Genomic DNA, 25,122 nt, shown 5'->3' with positions numbered 1-25,122 from the left:
TTAAAGACAATTAAGGTTTACGGGATTTTTACTATCTTGCAGTGTTACGTCAGTCTGAACTCAAACGTACCACTACTTGAAGAGGCTATCAGGAAGTCATTAATCAGGTTGAAAATAAATGCAATACCATAAACCTTTAATTCCTCCCAAATATATTTATCCCCCCGATCCTTGGCGGTGGGTTGAAAAGCAGTTCAACCCAAAACTCCTGGTACAAATGGAAACCTTGTTTTCAACAGCAAATGGTTACTTGGGGATGCGAGGAGTATTTGAGGAAGGCACTCCCGTTGGACAAAATGGCACCTTTATCAATGGCTTTTATGAATCCTGGCCCATCGTCTACGCAGAGGAAGCTTATGGCTTTGCTAGGACAGGACAAACTATTGTAAATGCCACCGACAGCAAAATTATTAGACTGTACGTCGATGATGAACCGTTTGACCTACCGATGGCGAATCTGCTCAAGTTTGAGCGGGCACTTGATATGCAAAACGGGACGCTTGATCGCGAAGTTCTTTGGCAAACGCCGTCTGGCAAGCAAGTATCGATTCGATCGCGCCGACTCGTTTCCTTTGAACATCGGCACTTGGCAGCGATTTGTTATGAAGTAACTATCCTCAACGCCAAAGCACCGATTGTCATCTCCTCAGAAATGCACTACGATGCTTCTGCTCGTGCCAGTGAAGGCGATCCTCGTCTCGCCAAGGGCCTTAAAGAGCGGGTTTTGTTACCCCAGCAGCACTGGGTTAAGGATCGTCGGATCGTACTGAGTCACATCACGAGAAACAGCCGGATGACGTTAGCTTGTGGTGTCGATCATGAATTTGAAACGAAATCGCCTTACTTTTATGACAGCCAGTGTTCGGAAGACGATGGCAAGGTCGTTTTCTCGGTAGATGCCCAACCTGGCGTCCCAATTCGGTTAGTCAAGTACATGACGTATCACACCTCTGACCATTTTCCAGCACAAGAGTTGTGCGATCGAGCCGGACGCACCCTTGATCGCGCTCTTGTTCATGGTTTTGACGATCTGCTTGCAAGCCAACGACAGTACCTGGATGATTTTTGGTATCGCAGCGACCTCAAAATTGATGGTGACCCGCACGATCCCAGTGATACAACAGAATTGATGCAGCAAGTGCTACGCTTCAATTTATTTCACGTTCTTCAAGCATCTGCGCGATCGGAAGGAGGAGGCGTTCCAGCGAAAGGACTCACGAGTCATGCTTATGAAGGCAATTACTTCTGGGACATGGAGATTTATCTCCAGCCGTTTTTGACTTATACCGCTCCCCGAATTGCTAAGAACCTATTGCTATTTCGCTACAGCATCCTAGATAAGGCACGACAGCGAGCAAGGGAAGTTAACCAAGACGGCGCACTATTTCCCTGGAGAACCATCAATGGAGAAGAAGCTTCTGCTTACTATGCGGCAGGCACGGCTCAGTATCACATCAATGCAGACATCATCTATGCCTTGAAAAAATATATTAACGCGACTGGGGATGAAGATTTTCTCCTCAATGAAGGTGCAGAGATGTTGGTCGAGACGGCTCGGATGTGGTACAGCCTTGGATTTTTCTCAAATCGAGTCGCAGGTCAATTCTGCATTCATGGCGTTACGGGACCTGATGAGTACAACGCTGTGGTGAATAACAACACCTACACCAACTTAATGGCACGCGAAAACCTATGGTATGCGGCAAACACCGTTGAGATGCTGCGCGATCGCCATCCAGACTGGTTCATTATTTTAGTCGATAAGACCAAACTGAAACTTTCTGAGGTAGAAAATTGGAGGAAGGCAGCGGACAACATGTATCTGCCTTTCGATGAACGATCAAAGATTCACATCCAGCACGATAGCTTCCTGGACGAAAAAGTCTGGGATTTTGAGAATACGCCTGCTGATAAATATCCATTACTCCTACACTTTCATCCCTTGGTGATTTATCGACATCAGGTAATTAAGCAAGCCGATATTGTGCTGGCAATGTTTTTATTAGGCAATGAGTTTTCACCGGAACAGAAGCGACGTAACTTTGACTATTACGATCCATTAACTACAGGAGATTCCTCTCTTTCTGTCTCGATTCAGAGCATTGTTGCCGCCGAAATCGGTTATTTAGAGAAGGCGATGGAATATGCCAAATATGCTGTGCTGATGGACTTAGGGGATGTGGCGGGTAACGTGAAGCATGGCTGCCATATCGCGGCGATGGGAGGAACCTGGATGGTGGCCGTTTATGGATTTGCAGGTATGCGAGATTACAACGGTCACTTATCGTTCCATCCAAAACTGCCTGAGACAGTTAAACGTCTACGATTTCCCTTAACGATTCAAGGACAGCGATTAGAGGTTGATATTCAAGAAGAAACAGCAACCTATTTGCTGCGGCAAGGAACTCAGTTAGCGATCGCACATCAAGGTAAAAATCTTCAACTCCTTGAGGGAATGCCAGTGACGGTAGAACTGAAACCCGTACTTGAGGCTAAGGATGAACGCTAGACACTCCTATTACCAAATTCAGCAAGTTGCGATAGATAATTAGCTAATCATTTGTCTGAGTCTAAGATTTTCAATCTTTACCAGCCTTGCTGTCAGGGAGTTTACTAAGGAGATCTAATCTTGAGTATTTCTTTTGATCGGGTAGCTAGCATCTACGATGCCACAAGGGGTTTACCAGAAGCAGTCTTAGAGCAAGTAACGGAGTGTGTAGTGCGCCTCACCTCGGCTACAGCAGACACGAAGTTTTTTGAGCCAGGGATAGGTACAGGTCGAATTGCTGTGCCACTGGTACAAAAGGGCTATTCTTACACAGGTGTTGACATCTCAGAGAAGATGATGGACGAGTTGAGGAGTAAGATGCAAGGTGTTCCTAACAACCTGACTTTGCTAAAGGCGGACGCGACTTCGCTTCCGTTTGAGGACAATTGCTTTGATGTAGCGCTGACTGTACATCTACTTCATTTAGTTCCTGCTTGGCGAGCGGTGCTTGCCGAAATCCGTCGGGTACTGAAGCCAGACGGTGTTTTCCTACACTGTCATAGCAGTGCAAGCTTCTCTGGATACGACATCTTTGAAAAGCAGTGGAAGGCGATACTTGAGCAGCATGAATTTCCCTTAGCACGGTACGGCGCAACTGAAGCAGAGGTAATGGAGGTGCTAACTGAACAGGGTGCAATGTTGGAAAAGGTAACAGCGGCTGAGTGGAATAGTAGTCGCACAGTTGGTGAATTACTTTACGCTTATCAAGGCAGGTTCTTCAGTTCTTCTTGGCAAATCCCGGATAATATTTTTTCTCAAGCCATACAGGAACTTAAAGATTGGGCATTGAGAACTTACGAATCCCAGGAGACGGTTATTTATTCTAATAGCAGATTTGAGCTAACTGTGGCGCGTCATTGGTCATAAGGCAAGCTGCAACATTGTTCGCAAGCAATTCAAAATCAAAATGGGTAAGCCTAAGAGTATCAATCATTTAGACTGTTCCCTACCTGCGACTCAAATGCACTTCAGCTAGGACTTTTGCTTAAACTGACTAGCTCTTGGCATAATAATCGTGTGCATCTATATATACAAAGTGCCTTAATAGAAGCTCCATCGTTATGGAGACAGGAGACGAGTTGGATAATGGTAAGTTTCGAGTGATTTAGTTGTATTTTGTTCACCCCACTTATTTAATTAAGGAGGGGTGTTTTCCTTTGAATTATTTGGTTATTACTTCTAAGGCATACGACTATTCATTATGATTGAATTTTGTACTAACAACGAAGCTCATCCTGGAGAGTTAGTTGAACTGAATAAGATAAATAAAGATAGCAAGGAGACAGCCAAAGCTCGTAAGGTTAAGCCTTCGGCTATGACTCTTGTTATCAAGCACCTGCTAGTACAACCTCATACGTCTGCTTCGTTAGTTCAAAAGATAGGGATATATAGTTCATCTCATATCAGCCACTGTTTGAGGAAATTGAAAAAGGCGGGGCTTATAGGTGCTGTTTGGGACTTTCAGAAAGTCGGTCTAGTTTATTACAACCTTAAATTAGAGAAGGATGAGCAAGCGAATGAGTAGAGGTGAGAAGTAATCAATTGAGTTAGCGCCGACGTTCTTGCAGTTTGCGATAAACATCTCGTAATTCAACCTTATGGTGAGCGAGGGCAACAAGGGTGTGATAGAGCAAGTCTGCTACTTCAGAAGCGATCGCATCCTTGTCATCATCTTTACAAGCCATCACCACTTCTGCTGACTCTTCCCCAATTTTTTTCAGAATCTTGTTATCGCCACCTGCAAAAAGCTTACAGGTGTAGGAACTCTCTACTGGATTATCTCGGCGATCGCATATCACCCCAAACACCTGAGATAAGGTATCTGCTGGTGGTGGAAGCTTTTCCCCATCGACTTGATGGAAACAGCTACGTTCACCTGTATGGCAGGCAATATCTCCAACCTGTTCAACGCTAACCAGTAGCGTATCGCTATCACAGTCGTAACGAAGCGATCGCACATATTGCAGATGACCAGAAGATTCCCCTTTATGCCACAGTTGGGAACGCGATCGGCTCCAAAACCATGTCTCACCAGTATCCAGAGTCTTCTGCAAGGATTCCTGGTTCATCCACGCCATCATTAAAACTGTGCCATCCAGGTAATCCTGTACAATCGCTGGCACCAGTCCCTGTTCGTTGTAGCGGATTTTGTCAACCGGAATAACTTGGCTCAAAGCGTTGGGTTCAGCAGTAGGCATTGCAGTAGCTGTATTCTACTTGTTAAAAATACCATTTCCGTTACCTTTGACCAAGAAAGGCAGAAGTTTGAGGGCAGAAGGCTCTATTATCCAGATTGACTTGAAATAATGTTTTATTTGCCCACAGTCCCCGCTTATCGTGGCGAGTTGGAACTCAAGGGGGAGTGCTTTGCTGATTCAGTCAGGTTTAAGAGCCAACACTATTTCGACAAATGCCTCAAGTCGTAATCGATTTGTCTGCAATAGTAGGAGGGATGTACTGTCGAGTCTATTCCTGACGAGTTAATGAAGCGTTAACGTAGTTTGGTGTTTGGTAGGCTCTGATCAGGTAGCTCTTACCTTAGGGGTTAGTGCGATCTCACTTATCAATGAAAAACGGTGAACGAGACAATTGCCAGCTTACAGTAAGCTTAAACGAGGATACTCAAATCTCTAGCTAATTTCATTTTTACCGCACTAGCTGCAACTTTATGCGCCTTCGTTGCCTCTCCGTACCACTGAATTGTGGAGTTGTAAGCCGCCCGATACAAGTCCTGTGCCGCCTCGGATAAGCGATCGCGAATTTCTAAAGGCAAATCTTGATTTGTTTTATAAAACATAATCTCAATTTTTTTTGAATGGGATAATCATTTAATATAAGAGTTTTGAACTAAGCTTACCCCTGCCTACAGGTAGAGTTTTAGACATCCTTCTAAGGAGAGAACGTTGGTCAATACCACCATTAAAACGACCCAATCAGAAGAAATCTTTGCTGCCGCCCAAAAGCTGATGCCAGGAGGTGTGAATTCACCCGTCCGGGCATTCAAGTCAGTGGGAGGACAACCAATCGTCTTTGACCGAGTGAAAGGGGCATACATCTGGGATGTTGACGGTAACCAGTACATCGACTACGTGGGAAGTTGGGGGCCAGCTATTTGCGGTCATGCCCATCCGGAAGTGATTGCTGCCCTGCACGATGCCCTGGAAAAAGGGACAAGTTTTGGCGCACCCTCAGCGTTGGAGAATGTCTTGGCATCAATGGTTATTGATGCCGTCCCTAGCATTGAAATGGTTCGGTTTGTCAACTCTGGCACCGAAGCCTGTATGGCAGTAATTCGCCTGATGCGTGCTTTTACCGGACGTGACAAAATCATCAAGTTTGAGGGCTGCTACCACGGACACGCAGATATGCTCTTGGTCAAAGCAGGTTCGGGTGTTGCCACATTGGGCTTACCCGACTCGCCTGGTGTGCCAAAATCTGCGACTAGCAACACAGTAACAGCTCCTTACAATGACCTTAAAGCAGTCAGAGCGATTTTTGAAGCACATCCAGAGGAAATTGCTGGTGTGATTCTAGAACCGATTGTTGGCAATGCGGGTTTTATTCCCCCTGATGCTGGCTTCTTAGAGGGCTTGCGGCTGCTAACCCAAGAACATGGGGCATTGCTAGTCTTTGATGAAGTGATGACTGGTTTCCGGATTGCCTATGGCGGTGTACAAGAAAAGTTTGGTGTCACACCAGATTTGACAACTTTGGGCAAAGTTATCGGTGGTGGCTTACCTGTCGGTGCTTACGGCGGACGCAAAGACATTATGTCAATGGTTGCTCCGGCTGGTCCCATGTACCAAGCCGGAACGCTTTCGGGTAATCCGCTAGCGATGACAGCAGGAATTAAGACGCTGGAATTGCTACAAAAACCAGGTACTTATGAACAGCTAGACCGAATTACCAAGAAGCTATCAGACGGGCTGCTACAAGTTGCGAAGGAAACAGGTCATGCTGCCTATGGTGGGCAAATCAGTGGGATGTTTGGTTTGTTCTTCACAGGTGAACCTGTTCATAACTATGAGGATGCTAAGAAGTCTGATTTGAGTAAGTTCAGCCGTTTCCATCGTGGGATGTTAGAACACGGTGTTTATCTAGCACCCTCTCAGTTTGAGGCAGGGTTTACCTCCTTGGCTCACACGGATGAAGATATTGACCGGACGTTGGAAGCCGCACGGCAGGTTATGTCGAGTCTGTAATTCGATTAGGGATTTCGGCTTTACCTCGTAGCAGTTTTCGATTCAGTACCATACACTCAAGGGCGCACAGCCGTGCGCCCCTACAAGAGATTTGTATTTTATTGGCTTGAAAAACACTTTAAAGTCGTTCCTTTCCAACCCAACTCACCTTTCTTGGAACACCAAACCCATCTTGGATTGTGTGGTCTGTGTAAGAACCAACCCGTGACTGAATCACAATCCAGCAAAGTTCCTCTACATCTGAGGTATTCCGTATACAGCGTTCTCCTTCAGGATCGACACGCACAACTGTACCCTCACCTACAGGAAAAATGCGATCATCAACTTGGAACTCGCCACTACCTCGAACAAAGATATAGATTTCCTCATTCTGTCGGTGCTTGTGATAGAACGGCACTGACTTTTTGGAGGGGAGCTTGTTGAGGGAAATTTCAGCACTGGTGAGATTGAGAAGCTCTTTGAGAAATACCTTGCCTTCTAACTTGAGGGTATTTTCCGGAGCCTCAAAAGTGAATTGATGTAATTCTGAGAATTTACCCACATCAACGACAGCAAAGTTTTCTCCCGTTTTTGGGGTTAGTTGCACTGTTGTCATGATTAGCCTTTTAGCTTTTAAGTTGCAAGTTGAAAGTTAAGATAACAGAGTAACTTGTAAAATGCAAGTAAGACTGATAGGGTTCCAAATTTGATCTATGCAAGAACGTCGTTCTCCATGTCCCATTGCCTGTACATTGGATTTAGTTGGCGATCGCTGGACGCTCTTGGTGATTCGGGACATGATGTTTTTCGGGAAGCAGCGATTTGAGGAGTTCTTGGAATCCCCTGAAGGAATTTCGACCAATATCCTGGCAAATCGCCTCAAATCTCTTGAGGAGATGGGTTTGATAGAAAAGCAGCCATACAGTAGCCATCCTCGTCGGATGAACTATCAACTAACGGAACGGGGGCAAAGTCTTCGTCCTGTACTAAAGACAATCATTGCTTGGGGGCAAAAGCATATTCCTGAAACGAGAGTTCCTAGCGAGTAATAGACCTCTTGCATAAATCCGAAAAACCCCTCCCCAGCCCTCCCCGAAATGGAGAGGGAGCAAGATTTCTTCCCCCGCATCGGGGGGATTGAGGGGGTTAATTTGACTTTTGCAAGAGACGACCATGAGCCTTTGCTCACGAACCTTGCGATGAAAATAGGATAGGAACGATTTAGCGTTGTTTCAGCCTCCATTTTCTAGATAGGTCTAATGCTGAGGCAACGTAATTGAAGCGGCTTGGCGAGGGCTAGCGTGTCTGTGGGATATTCGCTTCATGCTCTTCCTAGAGCTTAGTTTGACGCTTGAGGGTTGGTGGTAGAGACAGAAGCTTTTCAGGATGTCGCTCAGTGCGACTACTAGGGGAAGACGGAGTGTTAGGAGTAGAGTACTCTCGCCAGAGGAGAAAGGGAATGCTGAGGATACCCAGAAGGACTACAACTCCAGCAGTGAACCAAACCATTAGGCGGCTTGGTTTGTAGTTACCTTGCTCAATTTGCCAGAAGACTTGGTTGTAACGCCACACCGATAAGAGAATGACGAGGATGCCGACAATCACCAAACCAAGTCCAGTGTTTTGAGAGTTGAGGAAGGAGGAAGTTGGGAGGTTTTGGCTGGTGACTGTGGTTTCCAGTTGACGCAGAAACAAACCAAAACGAGCGATCGCAAACCCAAATCCAATCAAAGCAATTGAGGTACGCAGCCAAGCTAAAAAAGTACGTTCATTCGCTTGATGCTCTCGCTGTCGGTCAATGTTTGACATCACAGTCTATGCCTTGTAGATGCCATGTCCTCAGAATAAGGAGCTTTAGGCGTTAGTGGAGCGGTTGGAGAAAGAGCATTACCTTATACCAGTAAACTACCATTTCACTCTACCGATAGTTCGTAAATTGCAAAGCCACAGGCAAATCTTCTTGCTTCAATCGTTGGATAACTAATTGCAAGTCGTCTTTTGCTTTGCTAGAAACTCTCACAGCATCACCTTGGATTGAAGCTTGTGCCTTCTTACTAAATTCGTCTCGAATTAACTTGCTGATTTGTTTGGCGATTTCCTGGCTAATACCTTTTTTGAGCTTGATTTCTTGGCGAACGCGATTACCGCTTGCTGACTCAACTTTGCCGTAGTCGAAGATTTTTAAGGAGAGGTTGCGTTTAGCCGCTTTGGTTTGAAGGATTGTTTGAATGGCATCTAGCGTGAATTCGCTATCGGTATTGACCGTAATTGCCTCATCACCTAACTCTAATGTTGTCTTGGTGTCTTTTAGGTCGTAGCGGCTGTTGATTTCACGAACAGTTTGGTCTACCGCATTGACCAATTCTTGTCGGTCAAAATCACTGACAATATCAAATGAATAATTAGAAGCCATAAATCAAGAAGTTAAGGGCTATGGTCGATTAACTAACAACTAACAACCAACAGCTAAAAACTCAAGATGCGATCTGCGCTGACTCTTTCAGAGTCGCTTCGCTGTTTTCATACCCGAAGGGCTGTACGCAGCAACGCAACGCTCTCGCACCCGTCTCTACAAAACTTAAATTAAAGCAATGTGGCTGGATTATTAGTACTGAGGAGGCTCAGGACAAAGAGAGTCCCACTACAAAGTGAGCCAATCGCAAACATGAGCGATCGCCCAAGGGGGATGTTAAAGATATAGAAGACCGAGTATAGCAATCGAGCAACAACAAAAGCGATCGCAGATCCTATCGCTAAAGACGAATTCTGACCTGTCACGTAAGCCATTAGTGCGGCTACTGCGAAAACAAGGAATGTTTCAAACGAGTTTTGATGTGCCCAAGTTGCTCGCTGGGCGTAGGGCGGCAGTTTGTCAAACATCGCACGCGGAGCGCTCATGTCATAGCCCACACTTAGCCTACTGTAGGCTACAACGAGAAAAGGCAGATAAATCAATACGGCTGCTGCCGCAGTGCCGTATAGTAAAATCGCCGAACCGGGTTGATTCATGAATTAATCAAAATAAAACAAAGTGACAAGCTTACGTTGATCTTCCGCCTCTTCACAAGTTTTTAGCAAGGTTTTGCTGTCATGAAACGCGAAGCAAATGAGCTGCTGACACCGGGAAACAATTTCCTGGTTGCACAAAGCACTCGCCTCAGCCAGAGACATTTGATCATTTTCTGGGTTTTCTACTAAATGCATCACCTGTTGCAACTGCTCGCGTGATTCTCGTGGCTGACGCTCTAAGCTTTGAGGCAAAATTACCGTCAGTAAGCTAGGATCAGCCCGCATTGCACCTCGGATTGCCGCTGAGTTAGTGCCTGTTGCACCGGAAGTCATGAGACGATTGCCCTCTAGAACTAGGGCATAGCTCATCATCTCGATCAAATTTTGATGAGTAATAGGAACATGACGCGACCCCAAAAGAGCAATCCGCTTAGAGCCAGTTTGCTGAATAGTCGCAAGTTCTTGTGCCAGTGTATCGACGCCTGAGATGCCTACTGATTGAGTCAAAGATGCTAGCTTGGGCTGAACGACCCAGATATTTTAGCAGAAGCCGCAGCTCTTGGGGCTGCCTGACTAATGTTTTGCTTGGTCAAGGCAGCAGCGGTGGAGTTGTGGATTTGATAAGGACACCCTGATAGTTGTGTTTATTACGTGGTTCATCAAGTTAAGGCATAAACTGGGAAAGTTTTTGCCTCTTTGGGTTTGACAAAAATGTGCTGTCCTTGATCCAACTCAAGTTGGTCAAAGCGATCGCGACTTAAAAGAGCCGCCACGATTTGACCTGACCCTAAAACTAACTCAACTTGGATTTCCCACCCTAGATGAATGATCCGAGCAACCTTTGCGGGTACATAGGATTCACTAGGACTCGTTTGAATCAGAACATCATGGGGACGCAAAAATACTTCTGCTGAAGGAACAACTGAACCATTGTCTGGGAAAAGCGCCGCTGTACTCGGTAGAACATTCACCGGGCCAATAAAGCTCATAACAAACGGTGTTGCTGGGTTGTCATAGATTTCGGCTGGCGTACCGACTTGCTCGACTCTGCCTTTGTTCATCACCACAAGTTCATCAGCGACTTCCATCGCTTCTTCTTGGTCGTGCGTAACAAACACTGTTGTCACACTGACTTCATCATGGAGATGTCGTAACCAAGCTCGTAATTCTTTACGAACTTTGGCATCTAGCGCCCCAAATGGTTCATCGAGCAGTAGAACTTTGGGTTGAACTGCCAGTGAGCGTGCTAAAGCAACCCGTTGCCGTTGACCACCAGAAAGTTGGGATGGATAGCGATCGCCTAAACCTTCTAATTGCACCAACTGCAAAAGTTCTTCCACTCGTGGACGAATCTGAGCTTTATTAACTTTGCGAATCTCTAGAGGAAAGGCAATATTCTGACGGATGGTTAGGTGCTTAAACAGGGCATAGTGCTGGAAGACAAAGCCAATGTTGCGTTGCTGCACTGGCTGGTGAGTTGCATTTTCACCAGTGAGGTAGATTTGACCACTGTCAGGCGGCTCTAGTCCAGCAATCATCCGGAGTAATGTCGATTTTCCTGAACCCGATGGTCCCAATAGTGCGACAAGCGAGCCACCTTTAATCTCCAAACTCACCCGATCAACAGCACAAAAGGAACCAAATTGTTTTGAAACGTCCTGAATCGTAATACTCATAGCTACCTTTTCGGAATTGACATCTCTTTAAAATACACTACGTCTAGCGATTTACAGTAGTTTAAAGAGCGATTTAATAATCAAGCTTCTCCCATAGGTTGCATCAAGAGTCACAAAGGTATAGCCATCAGCAGTCAGCTTTCAGCGGTCAGCTTTGGATCAAATCGGCTCTAGTTAAGGAACGCTCTTCTCCCCTTAATGTCCTAACATTCGTGCCCACTGCTATACCATTAAGAGGAAAGAAACTGAATTATTAATATTCACAGCAGTGAACTTGCTTTTTAGATCAGTTCATGTAATATTCTCTTTAATTTCCATTAAGTACGGTAACTTGACTCAGTTACTGTATTTTATAGAACTTAACAATAATCTTTGTCGCGCTCTGAAAATGTCGTGCTGAACACGTCTTGGACAGCACGACAGATGAGTCGGATATAACATTCAGATGCTGGCTAGTTGCCCCAGACAGATGAAGACTCCGGAAGTATTGGTGGACGATCGCATTCCCATAGGGATTTGCTATTGGTGTTGCTCGACCAAATTCTTCAAGTAAGAATGTGCTTGTTCGGGTGAAAGCAGAAAAAACTGACCATTACACAGAATTTCGTACTTTCCTCCATGAAAACCATGTCCAGAAATTAGACCTTTTTTGACTGCCTGATTGCCAAGCTTGGTTAATTCCTCAATGCCAAACGATTCTCGACCCGTTGGTCTATTGAGAATCTGTTCTTGGTTATTCTCGTCCATCTCCACCTGCTCCTTCCTTCTCTATTGATGTAGGGTGCGACTTTTCCCCTACCAAAAGCATCGACCTTAACGTAGATATCAACCAATCGGACGCTTGCCGGGATTCACCGCATGAATATACTCACTACCCGATGTCGGCCATCCCTGCTTGTAAGAGGCTTCCTCCGGTTTTCCCCAGCCTAACTGCAAGATAACTTCTAAAAATGTAGAATTGCCATGTTGAAAAAGATTTGCCCATTCTGTTCTATACGCGATCGCTCCGACATCATCAGGCATAATCTGCCGAAACTCTTTGCCTGTAGTGATACTTAAGTACAAGTCCATGCCCAGTGTAACGTTGCCCCAGAAAGCCACAATTGAATCCTTAGCCGCCTTTAATATTTCCAAGTCACTCTTAAGTGCCATTAGCTGCTCATCAACAACGGGGTAGCGCAACGTCTGCCCCTTCAGTGTCAGCTGCCGCCAGATAAGACCAGAGACTTGATGTTGCTGTTGATAACGATGAACAGCCGCTTTAAAGTCTCGATAGGCACTAAACTTTTGAATGCCGTCCGGTTTCAAAAATCGGTCAATCAAAGGATTACCAGACGCTGAAGCGGCAAGATTAAGGCGCTGCCCATTCATACAGGCGCGACGCTCATCTGCCAAAATTTTGATTAGCTCCTCTGTGCTGTAAACCTCTGACATCAGCACACCTATTAGATTGAACTTAAAGACAGATTAACGCGAGTAGAAAGAGAGAGGGAGTAATTAGCGTAAATTTAACTAACAACATAAACGGCTTGGTAAAAAAAGTAATGTCCTTTTACCTTTTACCTTTCCCCCTTCTCCTGAAGTTCACGTCAACCTGATAAGTCAAACCTAAGCCTTATTTCCCGTTCGTTAGCTCACTACTAAACTCATTGATCTGCCGTCGTCTTAGCTCAACTGATTCCTCACGAGGCAGTAAGTCAAAGACTTGTCGAAATACATCATCTACCCGTTCAAAGGATACTTGTCCCTTCTCATTCAGAACTACCTTACCCTTCGGGTCAATGAGTACTGTCTGGGGAACCAACCCTTCGTAATAGTAGCCTGGTTCTGTCGGTTCATAGCTAGACTTCAAGAGTAGCCTGTCAACGTTAACGGGAATAAAATTTGCTGCTCGTCCATAAGGAGCTTGGAGCCGCGAGACAACTGGGGCAAATTGCTTACAGTCCTTGCTGTCATCAACATAGAACACCAACAGCGCTGGTTTCTCCTTTTTTAGGGAGTCTGCCAACGTCACTCGTGGCGGGACGATAGAACCATTACCGGCATAAAGACCAAAGATGTTGCCATCAAATCGGTCATCATCTAGTCCTGCTAGAGCGGGTGCTGTCCCTAACACTAGCAGACAACTAAAAATTACCACGAGACTCAATAAGCAACCGGACACTACACGCTTTGCCATGTGACGAGTGGTAAAAAATTTGATTGGAAATCGTAACAAGTTAAAGCTCATCTCTAAGTAACTGTGAAACCGCACAACGAAACCCTGAAAATTCCTCTTTTCCACTCCCCATTCCCTATTTTTAAGCAATGCGACTATTGGCACAGTAACATCTGAAGCCAACCGAATGAACTACCGCACGCAACACCATTAAGCCTGAAGTTCTCATTTTAACGCCCTGCTTGCTTCCCGCAGCCAGAACACTAGCCGACTCAAGGAGAGGCTTGAATTTTACGACAGGGAATAAAAGGCTGGGGTTTAACTCAGCAGGTGGCTAACTGTTTTCAGATCAACATTGCCACCGCTGATGATGATACCAATTCGAGAATCAGGCTTTGTAACAATACCTTCTAATAAAGCAGTGGCGGCTAGAACACCTGTCGGTTCAACGACAATTTTCAGGCGTTCCCAGATAAAAAACATGGTGCGGACGATCGCATCTTCGGACACAGTTACCATATCATCGACATAATCTAGCACCAACGGAAAGGTCAACTGACCGAGGCTTGGAGTTCTTGCCCCGTCAGCAATTGTGTCAGGATTGTGAACGGTTTGCAGTGTTTTTGTGTAAAAGGAGCGGGTGGCATCGTCTGCCTGTGAGGGTTCTACGCCGATGATGCGGCAACTTGGTAGGAGAGATTTGGACGCGATCGCACTTCCTGATAATAAGCCCCCACCACCACAACACACGAGTAAAAGCTCTAGTTCACCAACTTCTTCGAGCAGTTCTTTCGCCGCCGTACCTTGTCCAGCTATAGTGTGCGGATGATCATAGGGAGGAATTATCGTCAGTCCACGCTCATGTGCTAGATTCTTTGCTAATTCTTCCCGTTTCATCTCAGCGCGATTATACAAAATCACCTCAGCACCATAACCACGGGTAGCCGCTTGCTTAACTTCTGGTGCATCCTTTGGCATCACGACTGTAGTGGGAATACCGAGCAACTGTCCGGAAAGCGCGAGGGCTTGCCCATGATTTCCTGAAGAAAACGTCAAAACCCCCCGTTGTTTTTGCGCTTCAGATAGCTGTACCAACGCATTATAGGCTCCTCGAAACTTAAAAGAACCTGCTCTTTGGAAGTTTTCGCACTTGAAGAACACTTGCGAGTTAGTGCGCTCATTCACATTTCTGGATGTGAGAACAGGTGTCCGGTGAGCTACCCCATCGATGCGACTAGCTGCCGCTTCAATATCAGCATAGGTAACAGGTAAAGACTTCGCTTCAGGAGCAATAGATGCAGTAGAGGTCATCGTTATTGGAAATGTAGACAATTTCTCTGTAGTCACTGTAACGGTTTTTTTGCTCAGGCAGGTTTGCCAATCCAAATAACTATGTCGCTATCGGGATGAGCTTGTTAAATGCTGGCGTTGCCTTGCAAGTCATGTTTTGTAATAGTTTTGATACCACTGTACGAAGTGATGAATACCCTCTTCAATTGATGTGGACGGTTTAAACCCTACATCCCTCATCAAATCATCTACATCGGCATATGTGCTTGGCACATCACCAGGTTGCATCGGTAAAAAATTCTTCTCAGCTTGTTTACCAAGTACCTTTTCGATCACCTCAATGAATGTCATCAATTCGACAGGACTATTATTACCAATGTTGTAAAGCTTGTAGGGGACATTAGTATTGTCTTTTGAATTGCCTTTTGGAGGTTTCGACATCACCCGAAATACTCCTTCAACTACATCGTCAATGTAGGTGAAATCACGCTTCATTTTACCAAAGTTGTAAACATCAATTGGTTTACCTTCCTGTATTGCTTTGACAAATTTGAAGTAAGCCATGTCGGGTCGTCCCCAAGACCCGTAAACTGTGAAAAAGCGCAATCCTGTTGTTGGTAAATTATAGAGATGGCTGTAGACGTGAGCAATTAGTTCATTTGCCTTTTTGCTGGCAGCATAAAGCGAAATTGGATGATCGACATTATCACTGACAGAAAACGGAACCTTAGTATTTGCCCCGTAGACGGAACTAGAAGAGGCGAATACAAGATGTTTGACTTGACTGTGCCGACATCCCTCTAACAAATTGACAAAACCTGACATATTACTGTCAACATAAGCGAAGGGATTTTGTAATGAATAGCGCACTCCGGCTTGAGCAGCAAGGTTAACGACACAATCGAACCGATGTTCTTGAAATAGCCGCATCATGCGATCGCGATTGTCTAAATCCAAAAACTCAAACGTAAATTTAGCTTGTGGATGTAGTTGAGCCAAACGATCTTTTTTCAGTTTCACATCATAGTAGTCATTCAGGTTATCAATCCCGTAAACCTGTATTCCTTCCCCTAACAAGCGCTGTGTTAAGTGATAACCAATAAATCCAGCGGCTCCAGTAACCAATACTTTCATGATTCTCTCACTTCATTAATTATCTAGGACAATAGTGCAGTACCAGAACTATTTATTACTTGAAGAACTTGCGAATTATCGCCTGAGGGATAGTAGACAATGATAAGCTGATGTGCATTTAAATTTTATATTGAAAAAGAAGAATACAGAATTTCAGGATTCTCCTGACCTTTGGATAATCTGAAGATAGGAGCGGTCTCCCTGCTGAAAGGCGATCGCTACCATAATTTGGTAGAGGCGGCTCATTATTCAAGATGCAGAAAACAAAGCATTTGCTCCTGTCAGGTTATGGGGTTGCTGTGCTAGCAACCTTAGGTGCCTTACTATTCCGTTCCCTACTGATACCGATCCTTGGGGAAAATGCTCCCTTGTTGGTCTTTATCATGCCAGTGATGGTTAGCGCCTGGTATGGCGGCTTGAGACCGGGATTGTTGGCTACTGTCCTGAGTGCTTTAGTCGGTAGCTATTTCTTCATTCAACCGTTTTTTAGCCTACACGTTATAGGGTTAAGCGAAGGGGTTCGGATCTGCATATTTTTAGTCGAGGGGGTGCTGATTAGTGGGTTGTGCGAGGGATTGAAGAAGGCCAACCTCCGAAAGGATGCGATCGCATCGTCGCTAAAGGAAAGTGAGGAACAATATCGCCTGCTCGTGGAAGGTGTGGAAGATTACGCCATTTTCATGCTTGACCCTAACGGACGTATTGCGACTTGGAACACTGGAGCAGAGAGGATTAATGGGTATAAAGCAGCAGAAATTCTTGGTCGGCATTTCTCAATTCTTTTTAGAGCAGAAGATGTTGAGCGCCACATCCCCGAACAAGAACTCCAAATCGCGGCGGCTGAAGGTCATTTTGTCGGTGAAGGTTTGCGGCAGCGCAAAGATGGCTCCCTGTTTTGGGCAAGTGTTGTCCTGACAGCATTACGAGATGAGTCTGGAAATCTACATGGCTACTCCAAAGTTACGCGCGACATCACTGAGCGCAAACGAGCCGAGGAAGAATCGCGTAAGCTCCTCAAAGACTTGTCAGATGTCAAATTTGCCCTAGATCGAGCAGCAATTTTGGCTGTAACTGATGCCAGGGGAACTATCACCGATGTAAACGACCAGTTTTGCCAAATCTCCCAATATTCTAAAGAAGAACTGATTGGGCAAACTCATCGCCTGATTAATTCCGGCTACCATCCCAAAGAATTTTTTCAAAACCTTTGGTCAACCATTACTAAGGGGAATGTCTGGCATGGAGAAATCAAGAACAAAGCCAAGGATGGAACTTACTACTGGGTAGACACCACGATCGTTCCATTTCTGGATGATCAAGGAAAGCCTTTTCAATATCTCGCCATCCGATTCAATATAAGCGATGCCGTGGCGGCGGCTACGCAACGCAAGCTTGCCGAAGAGGTAATCTATCGCTCGGCTGAACGGTTAGAAGCTTTACATGAAATTGACCGTGCCATTCTCAGAGCAGAATCGGCGGCAGAGATTGCCCGTGCTGCACTTTCACGCCTACGTCGTGTCGTGCCTTATGAGCAAGAGCTAGTCGTCTTGTTCAAGTTTGAAACGAATGAAGCTGAGCTACTGGCAGGGGGGTTAGATGGAGATTTCGCGAGAGCAACTGTGCCGCTCTCTAGCCTGATACCCGTTGAAATTCCGTTGCACCAAGGAGTCATTCGTTATGTAGAAGACTTGGCTACTCTTGAGGAGCATCCGCCTTTACTAGAACGCCAGATAGCTGAAGGCAAGCGGAGTTTGCTTAGTGTCTCTCTGATTGTGGAAGGGGAGTTGATTGGTCAACTTGACCTGTTCGCCAGAAACGTTGCCGCATTTACATCGGAATACCAAGAGATTGCCTCTGAAGTCGCTAACCAACTCGCCGTTGCAATCCAGCAAGCTCGACTGCGGGAGCAACTTCAGCGCTACGCGAATCAACTAGAGCAACGGGTCACAGAGCGCACGGCGGCGCTTCAGGAAGCCAATGAGCAACTGGAGGTGTTTGTCTACTCCGTTTCTCATGACTTGCGGGCACCCTTGCGAGGGATACAAGGATTGGCTCAAGCCTTGGTGGAAGACTACGCCCCTCAATTGGGTGATGAAGGTCAGCTTTATGCCAACCATCTTTTTGCTTCTGCTCAACAGATGAATACTCTACTTGAAGATTTGCTCAACTACAGCCGTCTTAGTCGTGCCGATATTAATATCCAGGTACTTGACTTAGCATCTGTCGTAGCAATGGTCTTCACGCAACTGGAGGCAGAATTTCAAGAGAAACAAGCTCAGGTAAAAGTAGAGACACCGTTGCCTAAAGTGATGGGTCATCGCACTACCCTGGTTCAGGTTGTTACAAATTTGGTCATGAATGCGATTAAATTCATGCCTCCTGGCGTACCGTCTCAGGTGCGGGTATGGGCGCAGGAGGTGGAAAGTGAGGGAGCAGGAGGAGAGGTTGTTACCGATATATCACAAGACAACTCTGCCTCCTCTGCCTCTTCCTCAAAGTGGATTCGCTTGTGGGTGGAGGACAACGGCATTGGTATTAAGCCAGAAAATCAGGAGCGGATTTTCCAAGTTTTCGAGCGCTTACATGGGGCTGAAACGTATCCGGGTACTGGGATTGGATTAGCGATCGCTCGTAAGGGAGTAGAACGTATGGGGGGTCGAGTTGGCGTAGAGTCCCAACTCGGTCAGGGAAGCCGCTTTTGGATAGAACTGCGGCAAGCTTATCCGACAACCTAAATGTTTCACATCAGCGTACAGGAGTATTAGACGTGTCTATTAATTCTTTCAAAAGGTAGCAGTCACAAACACTTGAAATAGTCTATGGTTCGGGAGATAAGTTTTTGCAGGACTACCAGTGTGCCGTCTTGTTATTATTGACGACAACCCAGAAGATCGCATTTTGATTCTCCGTGAATTGAGCCGCGAATTTCCCAACCTAGAGGCAGAGGAAATTATCGACACAGAAGGCTTAAACCAGGCATTAAACACGGGCAATTTTGATCTGGTCATTACAGACTATCAACTACGCTGGAACGATGGGGTGAGTGTGCTACAGGAGTTCAAGTCTCGCTATGCTCACTGCCCAGTGATTATGTTCACCGATAGCGGCAATCAAGAGATTGCTGTCGAAGCGATGAAGACTGGCTTGGATGATTACATTATCAAATCTCCTAAGCATTACATTCGTCTATCGGTGGCAGTACGCGCCGCTTTGGAACGAGCTGAATCTAAGCGCAAAACCGAACGTTTGGAGATGCGTCTAGAGACGCTGCTGAATCGTTTGAATGTTGGTGTGTTTCGTTCAACGTTAGATGGATATCTATTAGAGGGGAATGCCGCGTTTCTGCGTTTATTGGCTGTGAGTTCTTTGCAGGAAGCCCAAACCTTAGATTTGCAGGAACTTGTCTGGCAGCCAGACGTGGAACTTCAGGGTTCAGTCTCGGAACGCGAGGTGCAGTTGCGTCGAGCCGAGGGCAGTAGTCTGTGGGTTTTATTAAACCAGACCATTAGTACCACGGAAGCTGAGCCTGTTCTGGAAGGACTGATAGAGGATATTAGCGCTTACAAACGTGCCGAAGAAACACTGCAACGAGCTAACGAAGAACTGGAAAGCCGAGTCGCAGAACGTACCCAAGAATTACGACAAGCAAATGAACAACTGCTCAAAGAGATACGAGAGCGTGAGCAGGCACAGGAAGTTTTGCGTGAGAGTGAAGAACGCTACCGACAACGGGTGGAATTATGTCCTGAAGCGATCTTTATCCAATGTGATGAGCAATTTGTCTTTATCAACAGCGCAACTGTCAAGCTTTACGGTGCAAGCAACCGGGAAGAGCTACTTGGTAAATGCGTATTGGATGTTGTGCATCCAGACTATCAGGAACTTGTCAAGGAGCAGATCCGAGAACTTAGAGAAGGACAACCAGTAGAGTTGATAGAACAGAAAGCTGTGAGATTCGATGGAACTATTATTGATGTCGAGGTTGCAGCCGCTCCTTTTATCTACCAAGAGAAGCCAGCCGCTCAAGTCGTTGTTCGAGACATTAGCGATCGCAAAAAAGCAGAAGCAGAACTTCGTAAGGCTCTAGAAACAGAACGAGAACTCAGCTCCCTTAAATCCAGAATTATCACCACAATCTCCCACGAATACCGCACCCCGCTCACTACGATTCTTTCTTCCGCTGAGCTTCTCGAAAGCTACGGTGATAACTTGAAACAAGAGAGAAAACTGATTCATCTGCGGCGCATTCAGAACAGCAGCAAACACATGGCTGACTTAGTTAGTGATGTACTATTCATCGGTCAAGCGGAGGCAGATAGATTACAATTCAACCCAGCTCCTCTCAACTTAGAGCAGTTCTGCCAGGAACTTGTTGAAGAAATACGCTCTGCTAGCCAGAACCAGAGGAGGGTAAGTGCCAGCACAGAGGCTCCAGATAACCAAGCCTCATTAGAGCGAGCCACGCCTGGAGAGCTTATCACCTTTACGAGTCGAGGCAACTGTACTAATACTTGTCTTGATGAAAGACTGATACGACAAAGCCTCACTAATTTGCTCTCCAATGCGATTAAGTATTCCCCTCAAGAAAGCACAGTTCGATTTGATCTCGAATGTAAGGAGAGTGTTGCTGTTTTGAGCATTCAGGACAAAGGCATTGGCATTCCAGCAGAAGACTTGCCGAAACTATTCGAGTCTTTCCATCGAGCCAGTAATGTTGGAACGATTCCTGGTACAGGTTTAGGGCTAGCTATTGTCAAAAAGTGTCTGGACTTACACGGAGGTCAAATTACTGTAGAAAGTGTTGTAGGCGTGGGAACAACCTTTATTGTCACGCTGCCCTTGAACTCTTTCGTATCGAATCCTGATGCCTTCGGGGATATAGCGCATGACTAGCAAAACAGGGTTAGGAATTAACGATTTGTTGCAAGAGCGGCGAACGGAAATTCTTGCTATTGCACAAAAGCATGGAGCCTACAACGTGCGGGTGTTTGGTTCGGTGGCACGGGGAGAAGCAACCGAAGAGAGTGATATTGATTTTTTAGTTGACTATGATTTGGGAAAAATCACGCCCTGGTTTCCAGCAGGACTATTAATTGATTTAGAACTGCTACTCAATCGCAAGGTTGATATTGCGACGGTGGATATGTTGAAGGAACGCATACGCGATCGCGTATGCCGTGAGGCTGTGATGCTATGAGGCGAGAGCCTGAACGGCTGCAAGATATTTTAGATGCAATTGTGGCGATTGAACGATATGCAAGCCTTGGCAGACAGGCATTTGATGAACAAGAACTGATTCAGGTTTGGGTTATTCATCATCTCCAGATTATTGGAGAAGCGGCTTCTTCGTTATTTGGTGATTTGATGAACCGATATTCTGAGGTGCCGTGGGCACAGATTGTGGCGTTTAGAAATATTCTGGTGCATGAGTATTTCCGGTTATCGCTGAATTTAGTTTGGGCGATCGTGCAGAATAATCTACCTCCGTTGAAGGTAACGGTGGAAAGGATGTTGCAAGAGTTGGGGGAGGCGTGAGGAGATAATGCAGGGGTTAAGGGTGAAGTTGGAGGAAAAGTTTGAGGAGTTGGCGCGATTGGCAACTATGGCATTCACTAATCCCAATTCAATAGCGGGACTTAAACAAAAATAGTGAAGCAATAAAGTTTTAACCAGGTTATTTGTTGTTGGTTACTCGTTGTTTGTATTCTTTAACAAGCAACCAACAACCAACAACCAACAACAATGAGCCAACTGGAACGCATGATCAAAATGGCAGAAGACGAACTCACTGAGTACAGTACCGATGCCCGGAAAATGGAGAAACTACGCCGTAAAATTGGGCTTTCTGTCTCAGCCGCAGAACAGCGCCTAGCCAAAGAAGCTTTATCAGCACAACTGCAACCCAGCGGTGGCTTACGCCAAGTCGTTGAGGAACAGCGCCAAACTGTTGCTTTACCTTTTTGGGGAATTGCTGGATTGGGTTTATTGGGAGCAATTTCTCTATCACAAGCCTTAGGCTACGTTGTCGCTGTTGCAGGGGCTGTTGCTGCCTACCGCCTTCAGAAATGGGGTTGGGAATTACAGGCAAAGCGTCTACTCCTGAACACCTTGGAGGATATTGAGGCTCGTGTCGCACAACCCCGCCAATCGGACTAAATTAATTAGTCTTTATTGCATTGGCTATCCAGCTAAACAGTCCACTCAAAAGTGTGCCAGCGATGACAATGCCAATTGCTGGCGTAAATACAGGTTGCCAAAGGTAATACCAGAGGTCAAGCCCTAAGGGAAGACCAACGAAGCGACCAAAAGCGGCGATCGCTAGCCAAAAAAAGCTCAACAAGACCAGAAAAAAATCTATCACTAACAACTGGTTGAGCCAACCGATTAGTCGATCTATCATCTTTACTTTGGCAACCACAGAACTGTTGCCTTGTCATCCTAAACAGCACCTAAATCCTACAGCACCATCACGACTTGCCGTTACAACCTTTCCTAAAATTTAGTAAAGGTTAGCCGAGGGAGAACTTACTCATCCTCTTCCTCTTCATCAATCGTGAGAACTGTTGGCTGATCTTGCAAGATGTCAACAGCAATTTTGAGCGCTCCCTCCTGCTCAAGATCTTCGATGTAACCCGCTTGGCTCAGCTTCGCTTCCTGAAGACTATCAAACGGGCCAAAGTAGTATGTACAACGGGGTTTCTCGGTGATAATTTTCACCCACCAAGGGGACGTGGACGTAGTTTGAGATAGCTCAGGTTGAGCCTGGGGTTTCTGAAAGCGGAAGAAAAGTATGCACAAGAATGTGAAAAAGACAAGGGATAAAAAAACTCCGAGCATTTCTGGAACCTTAGGTGTGTCGGCGAGCTAAGTAACTCGGCGTTCTTTGCGAATAGGGTAAGCAGTGTCGCCGCTCACAACAACCGGCACCCTGCTTCAAAATATCCAGACATATGTTAACCCAAGTTGTTACAAACGGTTGCTCTCTCCCCAAAGAGTCTTGCAAAAAACTTGTGAATATAGCTTCTTGCTACCGTTGTACACCCGGTCGGTTCACTAGCATTGATTAGACACATCTGTCAGTGGTATAGTGAAACTTTGTCGCAGCCACTTACCTCCTCAAGTTAAGAGGTACACCTTAACAGTGGGAGCTGAGGCAAGAAGGTCAGTGAAAGAGTTTAATTCACGGCGATCGCATTATGCCGAAATTCTGCCTTCGACTCCACAGTGCCGCTACCGCAGCTTTACTCACATTTGTTGCTGGCTGCTCTTGGACATTACCCCCCAGGACAACAGCCAATAGGACTTTCCCTTTTGCTGCAACTTCAGGCACACGCGCTGTTAGTTCCAGTCAAGCGCCCTCAAGTTGCCCCCAAGTTGACCCCTTCAGCAAAGGCATTGGCAAAGCCCAAGATGCTGCTATCCTTGCTCAATCCGCGCAATCAAAACAAGACTGGGATTTAGTCGTTACGGGTTGGATTCAAGCGATCGAGGGAATGCAATCTGTCCCGCAAGAAAGCCCAAAACGTGCTTTTGCCCAAAAAAAAGTTGCTGAATACCTAAAAAACTTAGACGTTGCCCTCCAAAAATCGGCAACATCCAATTCTCAACTTCCCTTCACCAGCTTTGGCAACCCAATCTTTGATGAGCAACTACTGCTGTACTTATCCTACGTTGCCGCTGTTGGACCACCCGATGTTCTAATTGTCGGAAGTTCTCGTGCCTTAATCGGTGTCGATCCGCGTCAGCTACAGCAAAAATTAGCCGCTCAAGGTAAGGGAAATCTCAAAATCTTCAACTTTGGGGTCAATGGCGCAACCGCTCAAATGGTTGACTTACAGCTACGGCAAATCCTCACCCGTGAGCAACTACCCCGACTCATTGTCTGGGCAGATGGCATCCGTGCGTTTAACAGTGGGCGAGTAGACCGCACCTACAACAGCATGGTAGCGTCGGAGGGATATCAAAGTTTGATTGCAGGCGATCGCCCAATTCTTCCCTCAAGTCCCCCTGACACCGCAGATGCTTGCGAAGACATCCCAGACGCAGCAATTTCCCAGAAAACCAAACAAAAGTCTAATTCCTCCGATTCAACTCACCCGACAGTAGCCGTAATGCGTTGGCGGTTAGCACGAGTATCGTTCGAGACGACGAGTAATCCTACACCCTCTCCGATTAACCGCTTACTCTTAACTCAACTCAGTCAGGGACAGATGCCTTCTCGGCTGACGCTAGTGCGAAATACAACTGGCGGCTACAACAGTTTTGCCATTGATGCCAATGGCTTCCTCCCTCTTGATAGCCGCTTTGACCCCAAAACCTACTACCAGAAAAATCCACGAGTTGCTGGGCGGTATGATGCAGATTATCAACCCTTTAGTCTCGCAGGTCAGCAAGCCACTGCCCTAAATTCAGTAAAAGCCTTTGCTAGACAACAACAAATTCCCTTGGTTTTCGTTAACTTGCCAATCACGCAAGATTATCTAGACCCAGTACGCCGGACTCGTGAACAGCAATTTCAGCAGATGATGCAACAGCAAGCGGGTGGAGGCTTTACCTTTATCGACTTGGGGAAGCAGTGGCTTACCCAGAATGAATATTTTACTGACCCTAGCCATCTTAATCGTTACGGAGCAGCAGCCATAGCAAGTCAGCTTGCAACGAACACTCAGATTCCTTGGCCTCAACCACGGTCTGAGTAAACGGTCAGCCATCAGCTTTAAAGGAGAAAGCGTAAGAGCTTCCCCGTGATAGATTTAGTAACCTTTAATACATTTTTTTTAGAGAGAGATTGATAAAAGTATCAATAAGCTAGACACAGCCTAAGTATTCTTAGGTAATAAGACAACTGCTTCAATCGTGCAGCTAGCTATAGATATTTTGATCACATTCTAAGGAACTTATTAGAGCCGATCGCACCCAAAAAACTAATAGTTGATAGCTTCTAGGGTTCCGGTTTAAGTATTAACGACTTAAGTGACTGGTCCAAGAGAAGCAAGCTGACTTGGAAATTTCCACAAAATTTAGCAAACCAAGATTAGCTACACGGCGGGATAAAAGCCCGGGAGAAGTAAATGATAGTTAGCAACTATCGTTACTTTCCTGGGTTTTTCTTTTTTTTAGTTTGTC

Annotated in this window: 26 protein-coding genes and 1 riboswitch; of the genes, 11 read left to right on the top strand and 15 right to left on the bottom strand. The window is 45.8% G+C overall.

What is annotated here, in order from left to right:
* Nucleotides 1-118: 118 nt before the first annotated feature.
* From AC5JL3_RS30310 to AC5JL3_RS30300, 3 genes are all read left to right on the top strand, one after another.
* Nucleotides 119-2,509, top strand: a complete 2,391-nt coding sequence (locus AC5JL3_RS30310; RefSeq protein ID WP_496077979.1) for a glycoside hydrolase family 65 protein — start codon at nt 119-121, stop codon at nt 2,507-2,509.
* Nucleotides 2,510-2,629: 120 nt separating this feature from the next.
* Nucleotides 2,630-3,415: a class I SAM-dependent methyltransferase gene (locus tag AC5JL3_RS30305; RefSeq protein ID WP_496077978.1), complete on the top strand. Its 786-nt coding sequence runs from the start codon at nt 2,630-2,632 to the stop codon at nt 3,413-3,415.
* Between the two features lie 334 nt (nt 3,416-3,749).
* Entirely contained in the window at nt 3,750-4,073 is a 324-nt protein-coding gene (locus AC5JL3_RS30300) for a hypothetical protein (protein WP_496077977.1), read from the top strand.
* Between the two features lie 22 nt (nt 4,074-4,095).
* On the opposite strand, the gene hisIE is transcribed toward AC5JL3_RS30300, so the two are convergent.
* Nucleotides 4,096-4,746, bottom strand: coding sequence for a bifunctional phosphoribosyl-AMP cyclohydrolase/phosphoribosyl-ATP diphosphatase HisIE (gene hisIE / locus AC5JL3_RS30295; protein ID WP_496077976.1), 651 nt, complete (start codon nt 4,744-4,746; stop codon nt 4,096-4,098).
* Between the two features lie 410 nt (nt 4,747-5,156).
* On the bottom strand, nt 5,157-5,345 hold the full coding sequence (locus AC5JL3_RS30290) for a ChaB family protein (protein ID WP_192218411.1): 189 nt from the start codon (nt 5,343-5,345) through the stop codon (nt 5,157-5,159).
* A 106-nt stretch (nt 5,346-5,451) separates the two neighbouring features.
* Here AC5JL3_RS30290 and hemL point away from each other — a divergent pair, with 106 nt between their 5' ends.
* The gene (hemL, locus tag AC5JL3_RS30285) at nt 5,452-6,750 is read left to right on the top strand and encodes a glutamate-1-semialdehyde 2,1-aminomutase (protein ID WP_496077975.1); all 1,299 of its coding nucleotides are present in this window, start codon (nt 5,452-5,454) and stop codon (nt 6,748-6,750) included.
* Nucleotides 6,751-6,868: 118 nt separating this feature from the next.
* On the opposite strand, the gene AC5JL3_RS30280 is transcribed toward hemL, so the two are convergent.
* Nucleotides 6,869-7,345: a cupin domain-containing protein gene (locus AC5JL3_RS30280; RefSeq protein ID WP_496077974.1), complete on the bottom strand. Its 477-nt coding sequence runs from the start codon at nt 7,343-7,345 to the stop codon at nt 6,869-6,871.
* A 97-nt stretch (nt 7,346-7,442) separates the two neighbouring features.
* On the opposite strand from AC5JL3_RS30280, the gene AC5JL3_RS30275 reads away from it, so the two are divergent.
* Nucleotides 7,443-7,778: a winged helix-turn-helix transcriptional regulator gene (locus AC5JL3_RS30275; protein ID WP_192218414.1), complete on the top strand. Its 336-nt coding sequence runs from the start codon at nt 7,443-7,445 to the stop codon at nt 7,776-7,778.
* Between the two features lie 283 nt (nt 7,779-8,061).
* Here AC5JL3_RS30275 and AC5JL3_RS30270 read toward each other — a convergent pair whose 3' ends face one another.
* From AC5JL3_RS30270 to AC5JL3_RS30225, 10 genes are all read right to left on the bottom strand, one after another.
* Nucleotides 8,062-8,538, bottom strand: coding sequence for a YidH family protein (locus AC5JL3_RS30270; RefSeq protein ID WP_496077973.1), 477 nt, complete (start codon nt 8,536-8,538; stop codon nt 8,062-8,064).
* A 109-nt stretch (nt 8,539-8,647) separates the two neighbouring features.
* Nucleotides 8,648-9,142: a YajQ family cyclic di-GMP-binding protein gene (locus AC5JL3_RS30265; protein WP_192218416.1), complete on the bottom strand. Its 495-nt coding sequence runs from the start codon at nt 9,140-9,142 to the stop codon at nt 8,648-8,650.
* A 170-nt stretch (nt 9,143-9,312) separates the two neighbouring features.
* The gene (locus tag AC5JL3_RS30260; RefSeq protein ID WP_496077972.1) at nt 9,313-9,738 is read right to left on the bottom strand and encodes an MAPEG family protein; all 426 of its coding nucleotides are present in this window, start codon (nt 9,736-9,738) and stop codon (nt 9,313-9,315) included.
* Nucleotides 9,739-9,741: 3 nt separating this feature from the next.
* Entirely contained in the window at nt 9,742-10,245 is a 504-nt protein-coding gene (locus AC5JL3_RS30255; protein ID WP_192218418.1) for a DNA recombination-mediator protein A, read from the bottom strand.
* Nucleotides 10,246-10,397: 152 nt separating this feature from the next.
* Nucleotides 10,398-11,414, bottom strand: a complete 1,017-nt coding sequence (locus tag AC5JL3_RS30250) for a sulfate/molybdate ABC transporter ATP-binding protein (RefSeq protein ID WP_496077971.1) — start codon at nt 11,412-11,414, stop codon at nt 10,398-10,400.
* Nucleotides 11,415-11,933: 519 nt separating this feature from the next.
* Nucleotides 11,934-12,161, bottom strand: a complete 228-nt coding sequence (locus AC5JL3_RS30245) for a hypothetical protein (protein ID WP_192218420.1) — start codon at nt 12,159-12,161, stop codon at nt 11,934-11,936.
* A gap of 78 nt (nt 12,162-12,239) precedes the next feature.
* A complete protein-coding gene (locus AC5JL3_RS30240; protein ID WP_192218421.1) occupies nt 12,240-12,848 on the bottom strand; it encodes a hypothetical protein in 609 nt (202 codons plus the stop codon).
* A gap of 181 nt (nt 12,849-13,029) precedes the next feature.
* Complete coding sequence (locus AC5JL3_RS30235; protein ID WP_496077970.1) at nt 13,030-13,593, bottom strand: thylakoid membrane photosystem I accumulation factor; 564 nt, start codon at nt 13,591-13,593, stop codon at nt 13,030-13,032.
* 297 nt (nt 13,594-13,890) lie between these two features.
* Nucleotides 13,891-14,883, bottom strand: a complete 993-nt coding sequence (locus tag AC5JL3_RS30230) for a threo-3-hydroxy-L-aspartate ammonia-lyase (RefSeq protein WP_496077969.1) — start codon at nt 14,881-14,883, stop codon at nt 13,891-13,893.
* A 129-nt stretch (nt 14,884-15,012) separates the two neighbouring features.
* A complete protein-coding gene (locus tag AC5JL3_RS30225) occupies nt 15,013-15,996 on the bottom strand; it encodes an NAD-dependent epimerase (protein ID WP_496077968.1) in 984 nt (327 codons plus the stop codon).
* A gap of 254 nt (nt 15,997-16,250) precedes the next feature.
* Here AC5JL3_RS30225 and AC5JL3_RS30220 point away from each other — a divergent pair, with 254 nt between their 5' ends.
* From AC5JL3_RS30220 to AC5JL3_RS30200, 5 genes are all read left to right on the top strand, one after another.
* Nucleotides 16,251-18,731 carry a PAS domain S-box protein gene (locus tag AC5JL3_RS30220; protein WP_496077967.1) on the top strand — a complete coding sequence of 827 codons (2,481 nt, stop codon included), beginning with the start codon at nt 16,251-16,253 and terminating at the stop codon, nt 18,729-18,731.
* A 118-nt stretch (nt 18,732-18,849) separates the two neighbouring features.
* Complete coding sequence (locus AC5JL3_RS30215; RefSeq protein WP_496077966.1) at nt 18,850-20,889, top strand: sensor histidine kinase; 2,040 nt, start codon at nt 18,850-18,852, stop codon at nt 20,887-20,889.
* The gene (locus AC5JL3_RS30210; protein ID WP_496077965.1) at nt 20,882-21,193 is read left to right on the top strand and encodes a nucleotidyltransferase family protein; all 312 of its coding nucleotides are present in this window, start codon (nt 20,882-20,884) and stop codon (nt 21,191-21,193) included. Before AC5JL3_RS30215 ends, AC5JL3_RS30210 begins: the two co-directional genes overlap by 8 nt.
* Nucleotides 21,190-21,531, top strand: coding sequence for a HepT-like ribonuclease domain-containing protein (locus AC5JL3_RS30205; RefSeq protein ID WP_496077964.1), 342 nt, complete (start codon nt 21,190-21,192; stop codon nt 21,529-21,531). The genes AC5JL3_RS30210 and AC5JL3_RS30205 overlap by 4 nt, the downstream gene beginning before the upstream one ends.
* Before the next feature lie 207 nt (nt 21,532-21,738).
* Nucleotides 21,739-22,152 carry a hypothetical protein gene (locus AC5JL3_RS30200; protein WP_192218429.1) on the top strand — a complete coding sequence of 138 codons (414 nt, stop codon included), beginning with the start codon at nt 21,739-21,741 and terminating at the stop codon, nt 22,150-22,152.
* Nucleotide 22,153: 1 nt separating this feature from the next.
* On the opposite strand, the gene AC5JL3_RS30195 is transcribed toward AC5JL3_RS30200, so the two are convergent.
* Together AC5JL3_RS30195 and AC5JL3_RS30190 are read right to left on the bottom strand one after the other, a co-directional pair.
* The gene (locus AC5JL3_RS30195; protein WP_496077963.1) at nt 22,154-22,396 is read right to left on the bottom strand and encodes a DUF8620 family protein; all 243 of its coding nucleotides are present in this window, start codon (nt 22,394-22,396) and stop codon (nt 22,154-22,156) included.
* 125 nt (nt 22,397-22,521) lie between these two features.
* Complete coding sequence (locus tag AC5JL3_RS30190) at nt 22,522-22,833, bottom strand: DUF1816 domain-containing protein (RefSeq protein ID WP_496077962.1); 312 nt, start codon at nt 22,831-22,833, stop codon at nt 22,522-22,524.
* A gap of 359 nt (nt 22,834-23,192) precedes the next feature.
* Here AC5JL3_RS30190 and AC5JL3_RS30185 point away from each other — a divergent pair, with 359 nt between their 5' ends.
* Nucleotides 23,193-24,695 carry a hypothetical protein gene (locus AC5JL3_RS30185; protein WP_496077961.1) on the top strand — a complete coding sequence of 501 codons (1,503 nt, stop codon included), beginning with the start codon at nt 23,193-23,195 and terminating at the stop codon, nt 24,693-24,695.
* Nucleotides 24,696-24,926: 231 nt separating this feature from the next.
* A riboswitch (guanidine-I (ykkC/yxkD leader) is annotated at nt 24,927-25,063 on the top strand.
* Nucleotides 25,064-25,122 lie beyond the last annotated feature (59 nt).

The organism is Symplocastrum torsivum (genome assembly GCF_059505465.1).
The sequence above is the reverse complement of the archived record's forward strand: the minus strand, read 5'-3'. Positions and strand labels throughout refer to the sequence as shown.